This window comes from Pseudoxanthomonas sp. 68-E7 (assembly GCF_057773145.1).
Window position 1 is genome coordinate 1 of sequence record NZ_JBYMTI010000010.1, and the last position, 20,461, is coordinate 20,461.

Below are 20,461 nucleotides of genomic sequence, written 5' to 3' on the forward strand. Positions count from 1 at the left end.
GGTAATTCCTAAGCTTTCCGGACCAGAATGGGCCGTAGTTCCTGGATTGAAGTGGTCTTCAAAAGCCTGAAAAGCAAGGGTTTAAGGTCCCGCTCGCGATGGTTGAAGCGGTAGCAAACTTCGGCCAGGTACAGATGGAAGTATTGGGAGGGCACGCCCCGGTAGGGATACAACCAGTTCTTGGCATAGCTCCAGAAGCCCTCGATGCCGTTGATGTGGTCACGTCCGACCGGTCGCCCCTTCTCCTTGCGGATCATCACATGCTCGCCCCGCAAGCGTAAGGTGGCATAGGCTTGCCACTCGTCCGTGTAGTACAGCGAGCCTTCCCGACTGTGCGCATCGATCTGTTGCATGACCGAAGCCTGGTCATGAGCGGCGATCGGCATCGCCTTGACCTGGCCGTTGCGCTTGATCAGTCCGAAGACGATCACCTTGCCAGCAGAACCCCAGCCGCGTTTGCCCTTCCTGGCGCCGCCAAACGTGGTTTCGTCCAGTTCCAGTGCACCCTCGAATGGTTCCCGCAGTTGCTCGGCCATTGCGCAGCACGCGCGCGCCAGGCGGTAGAACCGCTCACGTGTGGCGGCCGTGGTATCACTGCGGAAACGTTGCCGATAGGACGGCACCCCGAGGACGAACAACTCCAGCAGGCGCTGTTTGCTGGCGCCCGGCAAGCGCACCGAATCCCACACTGACGTCCACGTGAAGCGCTTGCCGCAGGCGCGGCACTTGAGTCGTCCATCCGACAGGCTGTAGTGCCGGCTACCAGCGCAAGCAGGACATTGCTTCATGACCAAATCCTCTCAGATTTGGTCCGGTTTGCTTGGGAATTACCAAAAAAAGAAACGGCGCCTTGAGGCGCCGTTTCCGTTTCGATGGTGGAGCGGATCAGTATTTGCTGATCGTGCCATCGACTTCGTCGGCCCAGGCGTTGATGCCGCCGGTGACGTTGTAGACGCGGGTGAAGCCACGGGCGAGGAATTCCTCGGCCGCCTGCTGGCTGCGGCCGCCGCTGCGGCACAGGAACGCCAGCGCGGTGTCCTTCGGCAGGGCTTCCAGATCGGCACGGCCATTGCCGTCGAAGGTCTTGAACGGCACCGCGACCGCGGCGATGGCGCGCTCGTCGGCCGGACGCACATCCACCAGCAGCACCTCCCCGGCGCGGACCTTGGCGTCGGCCTCCATCGGCGACAACGCCTGGACCGGCTTGGGCGCGTTCGGGTTGTCGATCGCCAGGCCCTTGCCGCGGATGTCGTCTACCCAGTCGATGGTGATGCCGTCGGCGCGGCGCGCGCTGCCCAGGTCGAACTGCACGCGCACGCCGCTGGATTCGGCGGCGATGGCGTTGGCGTCGAACTGCGCCAGCTGGAAGTTGGGCTGGAACTGGGCGTTGATCGACAGCGCCAGGGTGGCGCCCGGACCGGCGTCGGCGACCGCGTTCTTCAGCATCTCGGCGGCGGCCGGGGTGATGGTGATCGCGGGCGGGGTGCGATCCGGCGCGTCCAGGCCCAGCAGGCTGGCCAGTTCGCCGGAATTGGTCATCTGCTCGATGATGTCGCTGCCGCCGACCAGTTCACCGTCGATGTACAGCTGCGGGATGGTCGGCCAGTCGCCATAGGCCTTGATGCCTTCGCGGATTTCCTGGTCGGCCAGCACGTTGACGTGCGCGTAGTCCACCCCCAGCGCGCCGAGCGCGCCGACCGCCTTGGCCGAAAAACCGCACTGCGGCATGTTGGGCTGGCCCTTCATGAACAGCACCACGCGGTTGGACTGCAGGAGGGATTCGATACGGGTGCGCAGGGCGGGGTCGAGGGACATGGACGGTTTACCGGAAGACGGAATGGGAATTCTACGCCCCGTGGCATCATGGGGCATGACCCGCGCAAGAACACTGCATCGCGTCCCGCGTCGGCCCGGATGGATATTGGGCCTGTTGGCGCTGTCGCAAGTGGCGGTGGTCGCGCTGTGGTGGCGCTGGGGGTGGCGGATTGGCCTGCCGGCGATGCTGCTGACCCATCTGACCGTGGTGTGGGCGACGTTGTACCCGCGGGCAACCCTGCTGTGTCCGGCGCTGTCGCGCCTGCCGACGGCGCGACGCGAAGTCTGGCTGACCATCGACGACGGCCCCTCCACCGATACCGGACCGATGCTGGAACTGCTCGAGCGCCACGGCGCGCGCGCGACCTTCTTCCTGGTCGGCGAACGCGCGCTCGCCCAGCCGGAGCGGGTGCAGGAAATCCTGCGTCGCGGGCACGGTATCGGCAACCACAGTGCCAGCCATCCGGACACCCGTTTCTGGCGGCTCGGCCCGGTCGCGATGGAAGATGAAATCGGCCGCAACCAGTCGCTGTTGACGGTGGTTTCCGGACAGACGCCGCGCTGGTTCCGCTCGGTGGTGGGGATGACCAATCCCTTCGTCGGCCTGTCGCTCAAACGCCATCGGCTGGCGCGGGTGGCCTGGAGCGCGCGCGGTTTCGACGGTGTGGACTGCGAGCCCGACCAGGTGCTGGCCCGCCTGCGCCGCGACATCGGGCCGGGCGCGATCGTGCTGCTGCACGAAGGCGCCACGCATGGGCACAACGTCGAGATTCTCGCAAAACTGCTCGCCTGGCTGGACGAACAGGGCTACGCCACCGTGCTGCCATCCTGCCCTCCGGATCCGCCGCAGCCGATGTAGCGCCGGGCTTGCCGGCGCCGCGCCGGGGCGTCAGGCGTGGGCGAGCAGGCGATGCGCGACCGGCAATGCCAGCCGGGTCCATTCGGCATACATCGCCGTGGACGGATGCAGGCCGTCGTCGGCCAGCATGAGGGTCTCCGCGCCGCGCGCCCTGCTGATCGCGGTGATGTCGACGAAGGCCACGCCGCGCTGCGCGCAGGCCTGCCGCGCGGCCTCGTTGTGGGCATCCAGTTCGCGGGCGATGCGGGCGGTGTCGCGGCCTTCCTTGACGGCAAAGGGGGTGACGCCCCAGTCGGGGATCGACAGCACCAGCACCCGTTCCGGCCGATTGCCGGCGAAACCGATCGCGCGCCACAGCAGCGCCGCGAACTGCACGCGGTATTCGTCCACCTCGCGCCCGCGATACTGGTTGTTGACGCCAATCAACAGGCTCACGAAGTCATGCGCGCCCAGCGGCTCTTGCGCGGTGATGGCCGTGTCCAGCTCGTCGGTGGTCCAGCCGGTGGTGGCGATGATGCGCGGATCCGCCAGCGGAACGCCCTCGTTGCGCAACGCCCGCGCGAGCTGCACCGGCCAGCGCCCGGATTCGGGCACGCTTTCGCCGATGGTGTAGGAATCGCCCAGCGCCAGATAGCTCAACTCGGGCAGCAGGGCGGTGGTGTGCGGAGCGGCGATGGTGGTCATGCGCGCATTCTGCGCCGGTTGGCAGCGGGTTCAAAGACCGGCGGCCAACCCGGGACTTGGACGCGCGAAGGCGTCGCCACTCACGTCGCTCCTACAGGAGCGCAGCGGGGTACCGGTGGTTTCATCGCCGCGAGAGGCGATGAAACCATGGGCGCTCCGGATCAGGCCGCCGCGGGGCGGCGTCCCTTGAGCGGCACCACCTTGGTGGCGGCCTCGGCGCGGCGATCCAGGGCACGGCCGATGCGGGTGAACACTTCGCGCATCATCGCCGCCTCGGGCAGGAAGGTCACCCGGAAATGGTTGCGGTAGGGCACGTTGAAGCTTGAACCCGGCACCACCAGCACGCCTTCGGTTTCCAGCAGATCCAGGGCGAAAGCGTGGTCGTCGAAACCCCTGGCGGCATCCCCGACCACCGCCGGGAACGCATACAGCGCGGCGTCCGGGCGCACCAGTTCCAGATGCTCGCTGGCCTCGCAGGCCTCGATGATCGCGCGGCGGGTTTCGTACAGGCGTCCACCCGGCGAACACAGTTCGGTGATGGTGTCCGGGCCGTTGACCGCGGCTTCCACCGCGTACTGGCCGGGCACGTTGGCGCACAGGCGCAGCGCGCTCAGCAGATCCATCGCCTGCAGGTACTCGCGCACCCGCTCGGTGCTGCCGGACACGACCGCCCAGCCCACCCGCCAGCCGCAGGCGCGGTGCACCTTGCTCAGGCCGCTGAAGGTGATGCAGGGATGATCGCCGGCCAACGGCGCGACCGGCTCGAAGCGCGCGCCGTCGTACAGCACCTGGTCGTAGATCTCGTCGACCATCAGCAGCAGCCTGTGCTTGGCGGCGATGGCGACGATCCGCTCCAGCAGTTCGCGCGGATAGATCGCGCCGGTCGGATTGTTCGGGTTGATCAGCACGATCGCGCGGGTGCGCGAGGAGATCAGCTGTTCGATCTCGCCGGGATCCGGCAGGAAGTCGTTCTCCGGCGTGCAGCGGTAATAGACCGGACGGCCGTCGTTGAGGATGGTGGCGGCCGACCACAGCGGATAGTCGGGCGAGGGCACCAGCACTTCGTCGCCGGGATTGAGCAGCGCGCGCAGCGAAACGTCGATCAGTTCGCTGACGCCGTTGCCCATGAACACGCGGTCGGCGCTGGCGTGCGGGGTGCCACGGCGGGTGTAGGCGGCGGCGACGGCCTCGCGCGCGGCCGGCAGGCCCTGCTGGTGGGTGTAGGGATCGGTATGGTCGATGTCGCCGACGATCGATTTCTGCAGATGCGCGGGCGCGCGGAAACCGAAGGCGCCGGGGTTGCCGATGTTCAGCTTGATCAGCTTGCGCCCCTGGGCCTCCAGCTCGCGGGCTCGCCGGGCCAGCTCGCCACGAATTTCGTAACGGACTTCGGAGAGGCGCTCGCGCACGGGCAGCTGGAAGGGGGGCGGGGCAGACATGGCAATGGTTTCGGGGAGTTGGACGGCCAGCTTAACGGAAATTTATGCAGCCGAGCGCCGCCCGGTTTAACAGGCGTCTAGAATCCCGCCATGCCCGCAAATTCCGTACATCCGCCCCTCGACTTCGCCCCCTTGCGCGTCATCGGCTGGCCCTGGCCGGGGGCGCCGGATGATTCGGCCTGGGCCGCCCTGCTGGCGGCCCATCCGGCCGCGCGGCCGGCACGGGTCACCGAGCAGCACCGTTCGGGCTATGTGGTCGCCGACGGTCCGGACGCTGCCATCAAGGCCGAGTCCCTGCCGGAGTGGCAGCGGCGGCCCGGGTTCCGCAAGGCCGGCTCGCCGGCCCACGAGCGCCCGGCGGTCGGGGATTGGGTGCTGCTGGAAGGCAGGAAGCGCATTGTCGCCCTGCTGCCGCGTCACACCGGTATCAAGCGCGGCGCCGCGGGCGAGCATTACCAGCAGCAGGTCATCGCCGCCAACGTGGACACGGTGTTCATCGTCTCGGGCCTGGATGCGGACTTCAATCCACGCCGGATCGAGCGCTACCTGCTGCTGGTCGGCAGCGGCGGCGCGCAGCCGGTGGTGGTGCTGACCAAGGCCGATCGGCACGAGCTCGCCAGCGATGCCATCGAGGCCTTGGCCGACGTGACCGCCCAGGACGTGCCGGTGTTCGCGCTCAACGCCAAGGACGCCGACAGCGTGGCGGTGTTGACGCCCTGGCTGCAGCCGGGGCGCACGGTGGTGCTGGTCGGTTCGTCCGGCGCGGGCAAGTCCACCCTCACCAACACCCTGCTGGGCGACGACCGGATGAAGACCGGCGAGGTGCGCGAGAGCGACTCGCGCGGTCGCCATACCACCACCCATCGCGCGCTGATACCGCTCGCCTCCGGTGCCTGCCTGATCGATACCCCCGGCATGCGCGAGCTCAAGCCGACCGGCGAGGAGGATCTGGTCGAAGGCGGCTTCGCCGACATCGAGGCGCTGGCCGAACAATGCCGTTTCCGTGACTGCTCGCACCAGCGCGAACCGGGCTGTGCGGTGCGCGCGGCGATCGAACGCGGCGAGCTGGACGAGGAGCGCTTCCTCAACTACCTCAAGCTGCGTGACGAAGTGGCCAGCGCCGCTGGCAAGCTGGCGACACGGCTGACGCAGAAGGCCGAGGCCCGCGTGCAGGGCAAGGCGCTGAACAAGCGCCTGGACGAGAAATACGGACGGCATTGATGCAGGATCATCTCTCCCGTAGGAGCGACGTCAGTCGCGAACACGACCCAGGCGGACACGTTCGGAACGTCCGCCCGGAGCTCGCGACTGACGTCGCTCCTGCAGGAAAGAACATGGCGCAGCGGCATTCCTGCCTGCCGGGCAGACCGCCCCGCATACCAGCTTCCACTGGTGGGAGCGACGTGAGTCGCGAGCTCCGGGTGGGAACCTTGGAGACGTCTACCCTGATCGCCTTCGCGACTGACGTCGCTCCTACAGAGGCATGCGCGGGAACTACGCGCGGGGCATCGGCATGGACACGATGAACCTGTCTTCCGATATCACCCATCACGCCGCGCTGGATGCGCGCCTGGTCAAGGCGGTGCGCGGCATCAAGCTGCTGAGCCTGGCCAGCTGGCCGGCCGCCCTGCAGGCGCCCTTCCTGGAAGGCGTGGAGCGCGGCAATCCGCGCCTGCCGAAGGTGGAATACCCGAAGCTGGATTTCAGCGAGGCGCGCCGTGAACTGGAGGCGATCGCGCAGGCCGCCGATATCGCGCATCCGTTGGGCCGCTACCTGCGCGAGTCGGTGGACAGCTGGTCGACCGCGGCGCGGTTGCTGGAATGCCTGGGGACGCCAGCGGTGACCACGCATTCGATCACCCTGTTCGGCACGCCCGAAGCGCCCTTGCCCGGCAACGGACCGACCACCCGCGACGCCGCTCGCCACTTCATCGCCATCGCCCAGGATCTGGATCGCGAACTGCTGGCGCCCGAAGAACAGATTCCGGTCTCGGCCACCGCCCTGCAGCTCCAGTTGCAGGGCGACCTCGACGACTTCTTCGATGCGCGCGTGATCACCGTGGAGCTGGATCCGGATCTGATCGCCAAGGCGGCCGCCGGCGCCACCCGCATCCGCCTGCGCCACGGCGCGGCCTTCAGCGACTACGACCGCCGGCAACTGCTCCAGCACGAGGCGCTGGTGCACTCGCTGACCGCGCTCAACGGCCGCGAACAGCCGCTGTTCCCCAGCCTGGCGTTGTCGTCGCCGCGCATCACCGAGACCCAGGAAGGATTGGCGACTTTCGCCGAGCAGATCACCGGCAGCATCGACATCGAGCGGATGAAGCGGATCAGCCTGCGCATCGAGGCGATCGCGATGACCCTGGCGGGCGCGGACTTCATCGAGGTATACCGCTATTTCTGCGCGGCCGGCCAGAATCCGACCGAGAGCTTCGCCTCCGCGCAGCGCGTGTTCCGCGGCGTGCCCACCGGCGGCGGCGCGGCGTTCACCAAGGACACGGTCTACCTGCGCGGGCTGATCGCCGTCCACACCTTTTTCCGCCATTCGCTGCAACGGGACCGGCTGCAGCTGTGCCGGCGCCTGTTCGCCGGCAAGATGACGCTGGGGGATGTGGATCTGTTCGAACCGCTGTTCGACGCCGGCGTGCTGGCGCCGCCGCGCTGGCTGCCGACCTGGGTCAGCCGCGCCAACGGCTTGGCCGGCACGCTGGCGTTCTCGCTGTTCGCCAACCGCATCCGCATGGATCAGCTGACCGACAATCCAATCTGAGAATCAGCGGGCGGGGCGCTTGTAGGCCACGCAGTCGACCTCGACCTTGCAGTCCACCACCATCCGGTTCTCCACGCAGGCGCGCGCCGGCGGGTGCTCGCCGAAGTAGTGCCGGAACACCTGGTTGAAGGCGGCGAAGTCGCGCGCGTCGTCCAGCCATACGCCGCAGCGGACCACGTGCTCGGGGCCATAGCCGGCCTCGGCCAGGATCGCCAGTACGTTGCCGATCGCCACGTGCGACTGCTCGGTGACGGTGCCGCCGATCAGTTCGCCGTCGCGCATCGGCACCTGGCCGGAAACGAACAGCCAGCCATCGGCCTCGACCGCGCGCGAGAACGGCATGTGCTGCCGGCCCTGGCCGACGCCGCCTTCGGCGCCATAGCGCTTGATGTCGCTCATGAAATCAACCTCTCGTGTCCAATGGAATGCGTTTACCGGGCCGCTGGCGCCAGGAAACGGCCGCCACGCGCGTCGGTGACGGCCTTGCCGTCATAGGCGAGCACGCCGTTGACCCAGACCGCGTCGATGCCCTCGGCGGCGCGCACCGGCTCGTGGTAGTCGGCGGTGTCGCGCACGCGCGCCGGATCGAACAGCACCAGATCGGCATGCCAGCCTTCGCGCAGCAGGCCGCGGCCGGGCAGGGCGAAGCGGCTGCCGGGCAGGCCGGTCATCTTGTAAACGGCCTCGTGCAGCGGGAACAGCCCTTCTTCGCGGACATAGTGGCCGAGCACGCGCGGGAAGGTACCCCACAGGCGCGGGTGCGGCCGCGGGTCCCGTGGCAGGCCGTCGGATCCGATCATGGTCAGCGGATGGCGCAGGAACCGGCGCACGTCCTCCTCGTCCATGCAGAAGTACACCGCGCCGGCCGGTTGCAGGCGGCTGGCCGTCTCCATCAACGGCAGGTTCCAGTCCGCCGCGATGGCCGCCAGCATCCGGCCGCCTTGTCCGGGATGCGGTTCGGACCAGGTGATCAGGATGTCGTAGGCGTCGGTGACCTGCTTCAGATCCAGCGTGGAGGCGCTGGCGGCGTAGGGATAGCAATCACAGGCGATGTCGTGTTCGCCGGCGGCGCCGTCCAGCCACGCCAGCACTTCGCGGCTGCGCCCCCAATTGTCGATGCCGGCGCATTTCAGGTGCGAAACGCGCACCGGCGCGCCGCTATGGCGCCCGACCGCGTGCGCCTCGTCCAGCGCCGGCACGATGCCGGCGAACTCGTCGCGCAGGTGGGTGGCGTACAGGCGATCGGCGGGCAGGTCGCGGGTCAGTTCCAGCACTTCGTGTTCGGGCGCGGCGAACGCCGACGCGTAGGCCAGGCCGGTGCTCAGGCCGAGCGCGCCCTCGGCGATGCTCTCGCGCAGCTGCGCGCGCATCGCCAGCAGTTCGGCCTCGCTGGCGGCGCGATCCAGCCGATCCATGTGGTTCTGGCGCAAAGCGGTGTGGCCGATCAGCGCGGCCACGTTGAGCGCGGGATGCGCGGCTTCCACCGCGTGCCGGTAGTCGGCGAAGCGCGGGTAGCGGAATTCCTCCGGTTCGCCCAGCAGGTTCATCGGATCGGGCACCGCATCGGCGGCGCGCACCGGACTGGCGCTGATGCCGCAGTTGCCGACCACGACCGTGGTCACGCCCTGCGACAGCTTGCTGGGCATGGCCGGATTGCGGATGACTTCCAGATCGTCATGGGTATGCACGTCGATGAAGCCGGGGCTCAACGCGCGCCCGCCGGCTTCGATGACGGTGTCCGCCTCGCCCGCCAGCTTGCCCAGCGCCGCGATCCGGCCATCGATGACGCCGAGGTCGCCGCGCGTGCCGGAAGCGCCGCTGCCATCCAGCAGCAACGCGTCGCGGATCAACAGGTCGTAACGCATCAATCCCCCAGCGGCAGGCGGTTCTCGCCGCCGCGGTAGTTGTCCAGCGCGAACTTGATCCGGCGCAGGCGCTCGCGGCTGTCGTCGGCGATGTGCAGCGCCAGCGTGGTCGCCAGCACGTCCACCGCCAGCATCATCGCGTAGCGCGACGCCGACGGCTTGAACACGAAGTCGGTCTCGTCGATGACGATCGGCAGCAGCCAGTCGGCGCGCTCGGCGAGCGCGGTGTCGGCGCGGGTGATCGCGCCGACCTTCGCGCCGTAGCCGCGCGCGATGTCCACCGCCGACAGGATTTCCGGGGTGATGCCGCTGACCGACAGCGCCACCACCACGTCCTGCGGGGTCAGGGTGGCGGCGACCACCTTCAGCGAGATCGCATCGCTGTAGGCGGCGATCGGCCGGCCGAAGCGGACCAGCCGGTTCTGCAGTTCCAGGCCGAACACGGTCGAGCAGCCGCCCATGCCGAACACGTAGATCATCCGCGCCGAGGCGAGCGCCTCGGCCAGCGACTGCACCACCTGTTCCTGCAGGCCGCCGACGTTGCGGCGCAGGCAGCTCTCGATGTCGGCGCAGATCTGCGCGTACAGCGCGGAACTGGGGGGCGTGTCCTGATCGTCGAGGAAGCGCTTGCCGACCGCGCTGGCCTCGGCCAGCCGGGCGCGCAGCTCGCGCACGTTGTCGCAGTCCAGCGCCTTGGCGAAACGCGAGATCGCCGCCACGCTGACCCCGGCCTGTTCGGCCAGCTCGGAGATGCCCGACTGCGCGGCGCCGTCGATGTCGGCCAGGATGGTGTCGGCGATCCGCCGCTCGACCGGGCTCAGCTCGTGCAGGCGCTGCTTGAGGTGGTAGACGATGTCGTACATGGCGGCCTCCGGCCGGTCAGTGCAGCGCGGCGATGCCCAGCACCAGCAGCAGTGCGGTCACCGAGATGAGGGTTTCCAGCACGGTCCAGGTCTTGAAGGTCTGGGCCACGCTCATGTTGAAGTATTCCTTGACCAGCCAGAAGCCGCCGTCGTTGACGTGCGACAGCACCAGCGAGCCGGCGCCGGTGGCCAGCACCAGCAGTTCCGGGTGCGGATAGCCGGCGGCCAGCGCGACCGGCGCGACGATGCCGGCGGCGGTGCTCATCGCCACCGTGGCCGAGCCGGTCGCCACCCGCATCAGCGCCGCCACCGTCCAGCCCATCAGCAGCGGCGACAGCTGGAACTCGTGCGACAGGCGGGTGATTTCCTGGGCCACGCCGGTCTTGACCAGAATGCCGTTGAGGCCGCCGCCGGCACCGACCAGCAGGGTGATGGCGGCGGTGGGCGCCAGGCATTCCTGCGAGAACTTCAGGATCTGCTCGCGGCTGAAGCCGCGCATCAGACCGAGGGTGACGAAGCTGAGCAGGGTCGCCAGCAACAGCGCCACCACCGAGTGGCCGATGAAACGCAGCACGTCGTTGGCGACGGTGCCGGGCGCGGCGAGTTCGTCCGCCCAGCCGCCCAGCAACATCAGCCCGACCGGCAGCAGCAGCGTGGCCAGGGTGATGCCGAACCCGGGCAGCGCCTCGTCGGGCAGGTGGGCCTGGCCCTGGTTGAGCAGCGCCGCTTCCATCGGATTGGGCCCGTCCAGCCGCACTTGCCGGGACACCAGCCTGGCGAACAGCGGACCGGCCAGCGCGGCGGTCGGCAGGCCGACGATCAAGGCGTAGAACAGGGTGCGCCCGACATCGGCCTGGTACTCGTGCACGGCCAGCATCGCGGCCGGGTGCGGTGGCACCAGCCCGTGCACCACCGACAGGCCGGCGACCATCGGCAGCCCGACCAGCAGCAGCGGCACGCCGGTGCGGCGCGCGACGTTGAGCACGATCGGGATCAACAGGACGAAACCGACCTCGAAGAAGATCGGCAGGCCGATGCAGAACGCGATCAGCATCATCGCCCAGTGCACGCGGCCGGTGCCGAAACGCCGGATCAGCGTGCGCGCGATGCGCTCGGCGCCGCCGGATTCGGCCATCAGCTTGCCCAGCATGGTGCCGAGCGCGACGATCAGCGCGATGTGGCCCAGGGTCTTGCCGACGCCCTGTTCGTAGGCCGGCACGATCTCCGGCGCCGGCATTCCCGCCAGCAGCGCCAGGCCGAGCGAGACCACGGTGATCGAGATGAAGGGATTGAGGCGGTAGCGCGCGATCAACACCACCAGGGCGATGATCGACAACGTGGCGTACAGCAGCAACAGGTTTCCTGGCGTCATGCGTGCGCTGGCCCGGCCGGTCAGAAAAGGGTTTCGACGGCACCGATGACGCGATGCGCGTCATCGACCACCAGCAGGTGGCGCCATTTGTCGAAAGTCAGGCAGGGATGGGAAATGTCGAAGCACAGCAGATCGCCCACCTTCAGATCGTCCGCCGCCTCGAACTGCAGGAAGGCATGCTGGTCCATCATCGCGACCACGCGCCAATGCGCGGGCGCGTCGACCGGTGCCGGCGTGCCGGGACGGTGATGCAGCGCCGGCAGCGGGAAACCGGCGTCGAACGCGGCGTCGCGCTTGCCCAGGCCGATGATGGCGCGTCCCGGCTCCGGACACGACTGCACGCAGGCCCACAGGCGCAATGCGGGCCGCAATCCGCGGCCCATCCGCTGCGCCACCGGGTTGGCGGCATGGATGCGCTCGGCGGCCTCGCGATAGATGCCCACGTCGTGGGTCAGGTAGCAGCCCGGACGCAGCACCACTTCGGCACGCGCGTCCGCGGCGGGCGCGGCGAATTCCTCCGCGACCACGTCGAACCAAGCCGAGCCGGCGCCGGACAGCAGCGCAGGCGTTTCGGCGAAACCGCCGGCCGCGTCGATGGCCTGCCACTGCGCCAGGGTGCGCCGCAGCAGCGCGCGCACGCCGGCTTCGTCCTTGATCACGCCTTCGTAGACTTCCACGCCCACCAGCGCGATCGCATCGGGCCAGCGGGTGATTTCCTCCAGTACCGCGCGCGCCTGCGCGTCGTCGCGGACACCGGTGCGTCCGCCTTCGGCGCCGACTTCCAGCAGGACCCGGATGCGCTGGCCGCGCGCGCCGAAGTGGCGGCCCAGCGCGGCGACGTTGTCGACCGAATCCACCACGCACGCGAACCAGAACTCCGGATCCCGCGCCTGCAGATCCGCGATCAGATCGAAGTTGCCTTTGCCGACCAGCTGGTTGGCCAGCAGCACCCTGCGCACGCCGTGCGCGTGCGCGGCCCGGGTCTGCGGCGCGGTGGCCAGGGTGATGCCCCAGGCCCCGTCATCCAGTTGCATGCGGAACAGCGCGGGGCTCATGGTGGTCTTGCCATGCGGCGCCAGCCGGCAGCCGTAGGCCTCGGTGAATTCGCGCATCCAGGCGAGGTTGTGCCGCAACGCCGATTCGCTCAACACCGCGACCGGCAGGCTGACCTGCTCGCCGGGAATCGACCACCCCTGGACGGCGACCTGCGCCGGTGTCCACGGGCCCCCCGGAGGCAGGCCCTTGCCTTCGAGCGGCGCTTCGGACTGAAAGTATTTTTCTCGCACGAACCGCCTCCCCCTGCGCGGGTCCGCGGAAAATCGCGGGCCGCTATTGTGTAGCACAGGAAGGGGTTTATGAAAATTATTTTCTCGCGGTTCCGTGATCCGGAACCTGAGCTGCGGTCGGGAACCCCATCAGAAATCGAACTGGACGCGCCCGGCCAGCACGCCCGTGCGATCCAGCGTCCGCGCGGCGACTTCATCACGGCGGCGGCTGTCGGTCCAGTCCAGCATCACCCGGAAATGCCGGGGCGCGTACCAGTTCACCCCCACCGTCCAGGCATCGGCCGACAGCTCGCGAGGGTTGAGCCGCCATTGGCGTCCTTCGATGCGGTCATACCGGGCCACCAGTTCCCAGGCGCCGCCACGGCCCTGCGGCTTGAGCTGGACGAACCGGCCAGCCTTGGCGTCGTAGGGGCGCGATTCGCCGGTGATCAGCCAACTGCCCTGCAGGTAGCCGGCCCGGATCCGGCCGCGCTGCTGGCCATCGTCGTAGCGGGCGCCGCCGATTTCGGCCTGCCACGACCAGGCCCCGTGCACGCCCGCCGCCTCCAGCCCGTACTTGTCCACCGAGACGTCGCGGCCACCGCGGAAATCCACCAGCGACAACCGGCTGTTGTCGCCGAAGTAGCCGGCCACGCGCGGCTGCACGCGCAGCGCGGGTGCGCCGTCCGCACCCGGATGATCGTGGCGTTCGTGCGCCAGCGCGGCGCCGAAATGCAATACCCGCCCGGCCTCGCGCCAGGGCGCATAGCCCGCGCGCGCGCCGGCCGCGCGTCCCTTGGCCTGCCAGACGTCGATGCTCTCCAGGCTGTAGACGCTGCCGCTCCAGAACACGCCGTCACGATGGCCGTTCACGCCCACGCCCAGCCGGTAGGACGGCGCCAGGGCCTGCGCGAGCCAACTGCGTTCGACCGCGAGCAGGTGATTGGAGCTGCCGCGATCGTCCAGCGTGTAGAACTGCTTGAACTGGCCGACGGTCACGGTGGTGTTGCCGAAGCTGCGGGCCAGGTAGGCGTCGCGCGCGACCGGACGGTGGCCGGCGAAATCGGCCTCCAGCTTGTAGTCGACGCCGTGGAACCGGCCGGCGATCGCCAGCCAGGCCGCGCGCAGATCGTCGCCGTCGCGTTCGGGCGTGCCGCGCGCGTCGTTGTCGAAACGCGCGAAGTCGTAGTGGATGCGGCCACTGGGCTTGATCGTCACCGTGTCGTCCGCATGGGCGCCAGACGGTGAGGACAGCAGGCAGGCCGCCAGCGAGAGAACCGCCACCGGCGGCACGCGTCGACTCGAAGATGGCATCCACGCCCCTTTGGCATCGTGATGGAGGTGGCGACGATAACAGCCTGCTCCCTGTCGATGGACGGTGATTGGCCGCCGCGATTCCCGCGGGCGAAGCCGGTGGATTGAGAGCACTCACGTTGCGCTTGACTGCGCTCCGGCGACCGCGGAAAGCCGGCAGAGCCCGGCGGCAAGGGGTAGAATCGGGCCTCTTTCGTGCTATCGCGCAGACCGCCCGTAATGTCCAACGACGATTTGAAGCAGGCCGCCCTCGAGTACCACCGCCTTTCGCCCCCCGGCAAGATCAAGGTTGCCCCGACCAAGCCCATGGTGACCCAGCGCGACCTGGCGCTGGCGTACTCGCCGGGCGTGGCGTATGCCTGTGAAGCCATCGTCGAGGATCCCAACACCGCCAGCGAGTTCACCGCGCGCGGCAACCTGGTGGCGGTGGTCTCCAACGGCACGGCGGTGCTGGGCCTGGGCAACATCGGCGCGCTGGCCGGCAAGCCGGTGATGGAAGGCAAGGGCGTGCTGTTCCAGAAGTTCGCCGGCATCGACGTGTTCGACATTGAAATCGACGAGACCGACCCGGACAAGCTGGTGGACATCATCGCCAGCCTGGAGCCGACCTTCGGCGGCATCAACCTGGAAGACATCAAGGCGCCGGAGTGCTTCATCGTCGAGCGCAAGCTGCGCGAGCGGATGAAGATTCCGGTCTTCCATGACGACCAGCACGGCACGGCCATCATCGTCGGCGCGGCGGTGGTCAACGCGCTGGAAGTGGTGGGCAAGAAGATTGAGGACGTGAAGCTGGCCACCAGCGGCGCCGGCGCGGCCGGCATCGCCTGCCTGGACATGCTGGTGGCGCTGGGCCTGAAGCCGGAGAACATCCTGGCGGTGGACCGCGACGGGGTGCTCTACACCGGCCGTCCGCACCTGGACCCGGACAAGGCGCGCTACGCCCGCGACACCGACAAGCGCACGCTGGCCGAAATCGTCGACGGCGCCGATCTGTTCCTGGGCCTGTCCGCGGCCGGGGTGCTCAAGCCGGAGATGGTCGCGACGATGGCCGACAGGCCCATCATCCTGGCCCTGGCCAACCCGAACCCGGAAATCCTGCCGGAGCTGGCCCGCCAGGTCCGCCCGGACTGCATCATCGCCACCGGCCGTTCGGACTACCCGAACCAGGTCAACAACGCGGTCTGCTTCCCCTACATCTTCCGCGGCGCGCTGGACGTGGGCGCCACCGGCATCAACGAGGCGATGAAGCTGGCCTGCGTGCATGCCATCGCCGACCTGGCCCGGCGCGAGGCGTCGGACCTGGGCGCGGCCTACGGCGACGACATTCCCTGCTTCGGCCCGGAGTACCTGATTCCGCGTCCGTTCGACCCGCGCCTGCTGGTGGAACTGGCACCGGCGGTGGCCAGGGCGGCGATGGAGTCGGGCGTGGCGCTGCGGCCGATGGCCGACCTGCAGGCCTACCGCGAGAAGCTGGGCCAGTTCGTCTATCGCACCAGCCTGATGATGAAGCCGGTCTACGACCGCGCGCGCGCCGACCGCAAGCGCGTGGCCTACGCCGAGGGCGAGGAGGAGACGGTGCTGCGCGCGGTGCAGACGGTCATCGACGAAGGCCTGGCCTTCCCCATCCTCATCGGCCGCCCGGACGTCATCGACGCGCGCATCGAACGCCTGGGCCTGCGCATGCGCGCGGGCGTGGATTTCGAGCTGACCAACATCAACGACGACCCGCGCTTCAACGACTATTGGCAGTACTACCACGCACTGACCGCGCGCCGCGGCGTGACCCCGGCGGCGGCCAAGAACCTGATGCGTTCGCGGCCGACCCTGATTGCCGCGGTGATGGTCGCGCGCGGCGAGGCCGACGCGATGGTCAGCGGCATCGTCGGCCGCTTCCACAAGAAGCTGGGCTACGTGCGCAGCGTGATTCCGCTGGACCCGGGCGTGCAGTCGACCTCGGCGATGACCGGCGTCATCAACAACCAGGGCGCGTACTTCTTCCTGGACACCCATGTGCAGGAAGACCCGACCGCCGAGCAGATTGCCGAGGCCACCCTGCAGGCGGCCTACCGGTTGAAGCTGTTCGGCATCGAGCCGCGCATCGCGCTGCTGTCGCACTCCAACTTCGGCAGCCACGAGACCCGCGGTTCGACCAAGATGCGCCAGGTGCGCGAACTGTTGCTCAAGCGCAAACCGGACCTCAACGTCGACGGCGAGATGCAGGGCGACACCGCCTGGGACGAGGTGCTGCGCCAGCGCATCATGCCGGGCAGCACGTTGAGCGGCCGCGCCAACCTGTTCGTGCTGCCCAACCTGGACGCGGCCAACATCACCTACAACATGGTGCGCGTGGTGACCGACGGCGTGGCCATCGGCCCCATCCTGATGGGCATCTCCAAGCCGGTCCACATCCTGACCACCAGCGCCACTCCGCGCCGGGTGGTCAACATGACCGCCATCGCCGCGGTCGATGCGCAGATCCGCGCCCAGCGGGAAGCGGAAAAGGCCAGCCTGGGCTGATGCGGCTTGCGGCCATCCCGCGCAGGCGGGATGGCCGGTGCACGGGAAATGCTTCGCCACTGTCGTGGTGGGGCTGGTACAGGGAGACCCCGCCCAGCCGCGAGATTGCCTGGAGACCTGCTTTCACCTCCCCCTTGACCCGCCATCCGGCGGTTGAAAGGCGCTGGAAAAAGGGGGATTGAGGGGGACTGCCCCGCCAATCGGCGGTTGAGAAGCGTCTGCCCTTGGCGGACTACGGTCCGCCGAGAATGTGCCGCTGCAGCGCATCCAGGTAGGCATCGGCTTCCTCGGCGCTGGCGAAGATGCTGTCCATCGGCACCGCCTGCACGATCTCGATGACCTTGCGGATCTGCTCCTGCGGATGCACCAGCAGCAGCTTGCCCTCGTGCGGCGCCAGCGCCTTGCGCGCCCTCAGGATCGAACGCACCCCGGCGCTGCTGATGTAGTCCAGGTGCGCCAGATCCAGCACCAGCGCCTGCGGCTTGCCGGCCAGCAGCGCTTCCAGCTGGTCGTCCAGCGCCTCATGGGTATGCGAGTCCAGCCGGCCGGCCAGCACGACGTACTGGTTGCCGTTGACGGGTGGATAGACGTCGATATCCAGACTCATGCGCGGTGTCCTTGAGCGCCCCGGGTTGGCCGGCAAGTGTGACAGGCATCGTCAGTCGCTGTCATCGCCCTGCAGGACCTTGCGCTGCATCGCATCAAGATAGGCGTCGGCTTCGGCGGTGGAACCGAAGATATCGTTGAGCGGCACGGCCTTGACCACATCGAAGACCTTCTGGATCTGCGGCTGCGGATTCACCACCAGTACCTTGCCGCCATGCGCGGCCAGGGTCTTGCGGGCCTTGAAGATCGAGCGGATGCCGGCGCTGCTGATGTACTCCAGCTGCGACAGGTCCAGCACCAGCGAGTGCAGCTGCGGCGTCATCAGCGGCGCCAGCGCCTCGTCCAGATCTTCGTAGGTGTGGGTGTCCAGGCGGCCGGCCACGGTGACGCGCTGGCTGCCCTGGCCGGGCGGAAGCAAGGTGATTTCGAGGCTCATGGTTCGCTCTCCGGCTGCGGGATGCGCAGGCTGACGCGCAAGACGTTGCAGGTGTCGATGCGCTGGTAGGTGATCCGGTGCGCAAGCTGCCGGATCAGGTAGACACCGAGGCCGCCGATGGCGCGGTCCTGGATTTCGGCGTCCAGGTCGGGGGCCGGCGCGCTGAGCGGATCGAACGGGGCGCCGGTGTCGCGGAACTCCAGGTGCAGCAGATCGCCTTCGATGCTGATGTCCACCGACAGCTCGTGCTGGGCGGTGCCGGCCGCGGGCTCGCCGCCGTAGTCGATGGCATTGCTGGCCAGTTCCTCGACGATCAGGCGTACATCGTCGCGGATGGCACGCGCCATTCCGTGGCGGTTGAGCACGGCTTCCAGCGAAGCGTTGAGATCTTCCACGCGGGCGTATTCGCCCGGCACGATCAGGCGTATCAGCATGTGGCTGCCTCCTCCACCCTGGGTTGAGTCCGGTGATCCTGGCGCAGGCGCATGGCCAGCACCGTGATGTCATCCGATTGCGGCGCCGGATGCGCGAAGCCATGCACCCGCGCGATCACGTCCTCGCATTGCGCCCGCGCGCTTTCGTCCGGACGCAGGCCGTCGATCAGCCTTTCCAGCCCGAACGCGTCCTGGCCCGGATCGAAGGCTTCGGTGACGCCATCGGTGTAGGCGAGCAGGGTGGCGCCGGCCGGCAGCCGGCCCTGCCACAGCGGGAATTCGCGGCTGATTTCAAAGCCCAGCGGCGGACCCGAAGCGACCGGCAGCATTTCGCAGGCGCCGTCGGCATGCAGCAGCAGCGGCGCGTCATGGCCGGCGCTGGCCAGCACGCACTGGCCGCTGCGCGGATCCACGCAGCCGAACAGCACGGTGGCGAACATGCAGGTGTCGTTGCCTTCCACCAACCGGCGCGAGGCTTCGGCCAGCACGGCCGAAGGCGAATCGCCGGCCCGCGCCGCGACTTCCAGCACGGTGACCGTGCGGGCCATGAACAGCGCCGCCGGCACGCCCTTGTCGGACACGTCGCCGATGGCGAACCACAGGCGGCCGTCGCCGCCTTCGATGAAGCTGTAGAAATCGCCGCCCACCGCCTTGGCCGGCTCCAGCAGGGCGAACACTTCCAGGTGGCGATCGTCGCGATCAATCACCCGTCCCGGCGGCAGCATCGCCAGCTGGATGTCGCGGGCGATGGCCAGTTCGCTTTCCAGTTTCTGCCGCGCCGCGCCCATTTCCTCGATCTCCGCCAGTTGCCGCTGGATCGAGGTGCGCGCGTGTTCCAGCGTGCGCGCCATCAATCCCACCTCGTCGCGGCGGCGGGTGTAGGGCACCGGGGTCTCGTAGTGGCCCTCGGCCAGGTAGGCGGCCGAGGCGGTCAGTTGTTCCACCGGCTGGCTGATGCGGCTGGCCAGGCGACGGATGATCAGGGTGCACAGCAGCGCCAGCACCAGCCCGCCGGCCAGCAGCCAGATCAGCGCCTGGTCGAGCCGGGCCATGACCAGCGCGTAGGACTGCGCCACCAGCAGGGTCCAGCCGCTCGTGCCGATGGGCTCGATCACGGTGAAGCGGGTCTCCCCGGTCAGCGCGTCGGTATGCATCAGCTGCAGGTGCCGGCGCAGGCGGGTCGCGTCGGCCGCGGGCTGCAGATCGGTGCGGCCGGAGCGGCGGATGTGCTGTTCCAGGGTCAGGTTGTCCGCCACCCCCACGTCCGGGTTGGCCGCCAGGGTGCCGGCCGGCGCCACCAGCGAGACCCGCCAGCCCGGCAGGTTGGCCAGGCTCTCGAAACTGCCGGTGAGTTCGGACAGCGGCACGTCCAGGCTGACCATGCCGCGGGTGGTGACGCCGCGGCCTTGCGGGCGCAGCGGGCGGTTGTAGGTGACCATCCAGATGTCGCCGGCGGTCCGGTTGAGATAGGGCTCGGACCACCAGCCGTCGGGAGCGGACACGGTGCGCCGGTACCAGCCCTGGGCGCGGTAGTCGTAGCCGTCGGCGATGAAATCGCGGTCCCGACCCTGGGCGCTGATATAGCGCGCGAACGGCGCCTGGCCGGGATGTTCGGGTTCAACCACCAGCAAGCCGCCGACGCAGCCGGGGGTGGCGCGGACCATCGCCCGCAGCGTGGTGGTCAGCTCGGCCGGATCCAGGTTGGAATTGGCCAGCAGATCCGACAGGCCGCTGGTGGTGATGATCACCGCGCGCAGGGCGGTGTCGAGCCGTTCGGCGGCTTCCTGGGTCGTGGCGATGGTGTCGCGGCGGGCGTCCTCGATGATCAGCCTGCGCGCGAACCAGGCGATGCCCAGCACCAGCAGCACGAGCACGGCCACGTTGACCACGCCCGACCACAGCGCGATGCGGGTGCGCAGGCTCCGGCGCCAATGCACCACGCCGGTCCGCTCCGGCGACAAAGCCCCGTCCTGCCGACTTCCCTTCATGCGGCAACCCCGAATCCCTGCGATGTGTCCCCCTGCGCGGATGATACGTCGGCCGGGTGCCCGGCGCGCAGCGCCAGAGGTCTCATTTTGGTGTGGTCAAAGCCGCCCGGGCAACGAAAAAATCACGAATCCATACGCCCGCGTAGCCAGATCGGGGCAGGGGCGGTGCGCTACACTTCAAGGTCCTGAAAACGACAACGTCCGCGCGGTCCCGCGCGACAGATTGGGAGTGGT

Annotated in this window: 18 protein-coding genes; 4 read left to right on the top strand and 14 right to left on the bottom strand. The window is 68.6% G+C overall.

The window, feature by feature from the left end; translation table 11 throughout:
- Nucleotides 1-8: 8 nt before the first annotated feature.
- On the bottom strand, nucleotides 9-788 hold the full coding sequence (locus AC3DE2_RS19645) for an IS1595 family transposase (protein ID WP_488425747.1): 780 nt from the start codon (nucleotides 786-788) through the stop codon (nucleotides 9-11).
- Nucleotides 789-885: 97 nt separating this feature from the next.
- Complete coding sequence (gene grxD, locus AC3DE2_RS19650) at nucleotides 886-1,815, bottom strand: Grx4 family monothiol glutaredoxin (RefSeq protein ID WP_295379048.1); 930 nt, start codon at nucleotides 1,813-1,815, stop codon at nucleotides 886-888.
- 55 nt (nucleotides 1,816-1,870) lie between these two features.
- On the opposite strand from grxD, the gene AC3DE2_RS19655 reads away from it, so the two are divergent.
- Nucleotides 1,871-2,674 carry a polysaccharide deacetylase family protein gene (locus tag AC3DE2_RS19655; RefSeq protein WP_488427491.1) on the top strand — a complete coding sequence of 268 codons (804 nt, stop codon included), beginning with the start codon at nucleotides 1,871-1,873 and terminating at the stop codon, nucleotides 2,672-2,674.
- A 30-nt stretch (nucleotides 2,675-2,704) separates the two neighbouring features.
- Here the strand turns inward: AC3DE2_RS19655 and AC3DE2_RS19660 are convergent, their stop codons facing one another.
- Together AC3DE2_RS19660 and AC3DE2_RS19665 are read right to left on the bottom strand one after the other, a co-directional pair.
- Nucleotides 2,705-3,358 (bottom strand): SGNH/GDSL hydrolase family protein, encoded by a 654-nt coding sequence (locus AC3DE2_RS19660; RefSeq protein WP_295379046.1) that lies wholly within the window; start codon nucleotides 3,356-3,358, stop codon nucleotides 2,705-2,707.
- 161 nt (nucleotides 3,359-3,519) lie between these two features.
- Nucleotides 3,520-4,797: an aminotransferase class I/II-fold pyridoxal phosphate-dependent enzyme gene (locus AC3DE2_RS19665; RefSeq protein ID WP_488427492.1), complete on the bottom strand. Its 1,278-nt coding sequence runs from the start codon at nucleotides 4,795-4,797 to the stop codon at nucleotides 3,520-3,522.
- A gap of 90 nt (nucleotides 4,798-4,887) precedes the next feature.
- Between AC3DE2_RS19665 and rsgA the strand changes: the two genes are divergently transcribed.
- Nucleotides 4,888-6,018: a ribosome small subunit-dependent GTPase A gene (gene rsgA / locus AC3DE2_RS19670; protein ID WP_488427493.1), complete on the top strand. Its 1,131-nt coding sequence runs from the start codon at nucleotides 4,888-4,890 to the stop codon at nucleotides 6,016-6,018.
- 292 nt (nucleotides 6,019-6,310) lie between these two features.
- Entirely contained in the window at nucleotides 6,311-7,567 is a 1,257-nt protein-coding gene (locus tag AC3DE2_RS19675) for a flavohemoglobin expression-modulating QEGLA motif protein (protein WP_488427494.1), read from the top strand.
- Nucleotides 7,568-7,570: 3 nt separating this feature from the next.
- Here the strand turns inward: AC3DE2_RS19675 and AC3DE2_RS19680 are convergent, their stop codons facing one another.
- The 6 genes from AC3DE2_RS19680 to AC3DE2_RS19705 all read right to left on the bottom strand — a co-directional run bounded on the left by AC3DE2_RS19680 (nucleotide 7,571) and on the right by AC3DE2_RS19705 (nucleotide 14,246).
- Complete coding sequence (locus AC3DE2_RS19680; RefSeq protein ID WP_295382885.1) at nucleotides 7,571-7,966, bottom strand: RidA family protein; 396 nt, start codon at nucleotides 7,964-7,966, stop codon at nucleotides 7,571-7,573.
- 32 nt (nucleotides 7,967-7,998) lie between these two features.
- Nucleotides 7,999-9,432 (bottom strand): N-acyl-D-amino-acid deacylase family protein, encoded by a 1,434-nt coding sequence (locus tag AC3DE2_RS19685; RefSeq protein WP_488427495.1) that lies wholly within the window; start codon nucleotides 9,430-9,432, stop codon nucleotides 7,999-8,001.
- Complete coding sequence (locus tag AC3DE2_RS19690; RefSeq protein WP_295382882.1) at nucleotides 9,432-10,295, bottom strand: MurR/RpiR family transcriptional regulator; 864 nt, start codon at nucleotides 10,293-10,295, stop codon at nucleotides 9,432-9,434. Before AC3DE2_RS19690 ends, AC3DE2_RS19685 begins: the two co-directional genes overlap by 1 nt.
- Nucleotides 10,296-10,311: 16 nt before the next feature.
- Nucleotides 10,312-11,667, bottom strand: coding sequence for a GntT/GntP/DsdX family permease (locus AC3DE2_RS19695; RefSeq protein ID WP_488427496.1), 1,356 nt, complete (start codon nucleotides 11,665-11,667; stop codon nucleotides 10,312-10,314).
- A gap of 20 nt (nucleotides 11,668-11,687) precedes the next feature.
- Nucleotides 11,688-12,953, bottom strand: coding sequence for an amino acid deaminase (locus AC3DE2_RS19700; RefSeq protein WP_488427497.1), 1,266 nt, complete (start codon nucleotides 12,951-12,953; stop codon nucleotides 11,688-11,690).
- Between the two features lie 129 nt (nucleotides 12,954-13,082).
- A complete protein-coding gene (locus tag AC3DE2_RS19705; RefSeq protein ID WP_295382878.1) occupies nucleotides 13,083-14,246 on the bottom strand; it encodes an OprO/OprP family phosphate-selective porin in 1,164 nt (387 codons plus the stop codon).
- Nucleotides 14,247-14,465: 219 nt separating this feature from the next.
- Here AC3DE2_RS19705 and AC3DE2_RS19710 point away from each other — a divergent pair, with 219 nt between their 5' ends.
- Nucleotides 14,466-16,763 (top strand): NADP-dependent malic enzyme, encoded by a 2,298-nt coding sequence (locus AC3DE2_RS19710; RefSeq protein WP_295382877.1) that lies wholly within the window; start codon nucleotides 14,466-14,468, stop codon nucleotides 16,761-16,763.
- Nucleotides 16,764-16,995: 232 nt separating this feature from the next.
- Here AC3DE2_RS19710 and AC3DE2_RS19715 read toward each other — a convergent pair whose 3' ends face one another.
- The 4 genes from AC3DE2_RS19715 to AC3DE2_RS19730 are packed head-to-tail and all read right to left on the bottom strand — an operon-like array spanning nucleotide 16,996 to nucleotide 20,227.
- Nucleotides 16,996-17,370: an STAS domain-containing protein gene (locus tag AC3DE2_RS19715; protein ID WP_295382876.1), complete on the bottom strand. Its 375-nt coding sequence runs from the start codon at nucleotides 17,368-17,370 to the stop codon at nucleotides 16,996-16,998.
- A 51-nt stretch (nucleotides 17,371-17,421) separates the two neighbouring features.
- Complete coding sequence (locus AC3DE2_RS19720) at nucleotides 17,422-17,805, bottom strand: STAS domain-containing protein (RefSeq protein WP_295382875.1); 384 nt, start codon at nucleotides 17,803-17,805, stop codon at nucleotides 17,422-17,424.
- Nucleotides 17,802-18,239: an ATP-binding protein gene (locus AC3DE2_RS19725; RefSeq protein WP_295382873.1), complete on the bottom strand. Its 438-nt coding sequence runs from the start codon at nucleotides 18,237-18,239 to the stop codon at nucleotides 17,802-17,804. Before AC3DE2_RS19725 ends, AC3DE2_RS19720 begins: the two co-directional genes overlap by 4 nt.
- Nucleotides 18,233-20,227, bottom strand: coding sequence for a SpoIIE family protein phosphatase (locus AC3DE2_RS19730; protein WP_488427500.1), 1,995 nt, complete (start codon nucleotides 20,225-20,227; stop codon nucleotides 18,233-18,235). The genes AC3DE2_RS19725 and AC3DE2_RS19730 overlap by 7 nt, the downstream gene beginning before the upstream one ends.
- Nucleotides 20,228-20,461 lie beyond the last annotated feature (234 nt).

Coding starts and splice junctions, on each gene's coding strand:
- AC3DE2_RS19645 (WP_488425747.1), bottom strand. CDS start 788: ATGAAGCAATGTCCTGCTTGCGCTGGTAGCCGGCACTACAGCCTGTCG.
- grxD (WP_295379048.1), bottom strand. CDS start 1,815: ATGTCCCTCGACCCCGCCCTGCGCACCCGTATCGAATCCCTCCTGCAG.
- AC3DE2_RS19655 (WP_488427491.1), top strand. CDS start 1,871: ATGACCCGCGCAAGAACACTGCATCGCGTCCCGCGTCGGCCCGGATGG.
- AC3DE2_RS19660 (WP_295379046.1), bottom strand. CDS start 3,358: ATGACCACCATCGCCGCTCCGCACACCACCGCCCTGCTGCCCGAGTTG.
- AC3DE2_RS19665 (WP_488427492.1), bottom strand. CDS start 4,797: ATGTCTGCCCCGCCCCCCTTCCAGCTGCCCGTGCGCGAGCGCCTCTCC.
- rsgA (WP_488427493.1), top strand. CDS start 4,888: ATGCCCGCAAATTCCGTACATCCGCCCCTCGACTTCGCCCCCTTGCGC.
- AC3DE2_RS19675 (WP_488427494.1), top strand. CDS start 6,311: ATGGACACGATGAACCTGTCTTCCGATATCACCCATCACGCCGCGCTG.
- AC3DE2_RS19680 (WP_295382885.1), bottom strand. CDS start 7,966: ATGAGCGACATCAAGCGCTATGGCGCCGAAGGCGGCGTCGGCCAGGGC.
- AC3DE2_RS19685 (WP_488427495.1), bottom strand. CDS start 9,432: ATGCGTTACGACCTGTTGATCCGCGACGCGTTGCTGCTGGATGGCAGC.
- AC3DE2_RS19690 (WP_295382882.1), bottom strand. CDS start 10,295: ATGTACGACATCGTCTACCACCTCAAGCAGCGCCTGCACGAGCTGAGC.
- AC3DE2_RS19695 (WP_488427496.1), bottom strand. CDS start 11,667: ATGACGCCAGGAAACCTGTTGCTGCTGTACGCCACGTTGTCGATCATC.
- AC3DE2_RS19705 (WP_295382878.1), bottom strand. CDS start 14,246: ATGCCATCTTCGAGTCGACGCGTGCCGCCGGTGGCGGTTCTCTCGCTG.
- AC3DE2_RS19710 (WP_295382877.1), top strand. CDS start 14,466: ATGTCCAACGACGATTTGAAGCAGGCCGCCCTCGAGTACCACCGCCTT.
- AC3DE2_RS19715 (WP_295382876.1), bottom strand. CDS start 17,370: ATGAGTCTGGATATCGACGTCTATCCACCCGTCAACGGCAACCAGTAC.
- AC3DE2_RS19720 (WP_295382875.1), bottom strand. CDS start 17,805: ATGAGCCTCGAAATCACCTTGCTTCCGCCCGGCCAGGGCAGCCAGCGC.
- AC3DE2_RS19725 (WP_295382873.1), bottom strand. CDS start 18,239: ATGCTGATACGCCTGATCGTGCCGGGCGAATACGCCCGCGTGGAAGAT.
- AC3DE2_RS19730 (WP_488427500.1), bottom strand. CDS start 20,227: ATGAAGGGAAGTCGGCAGGACGGGGCTTTGTCGCCGGAGCGGACCGGC.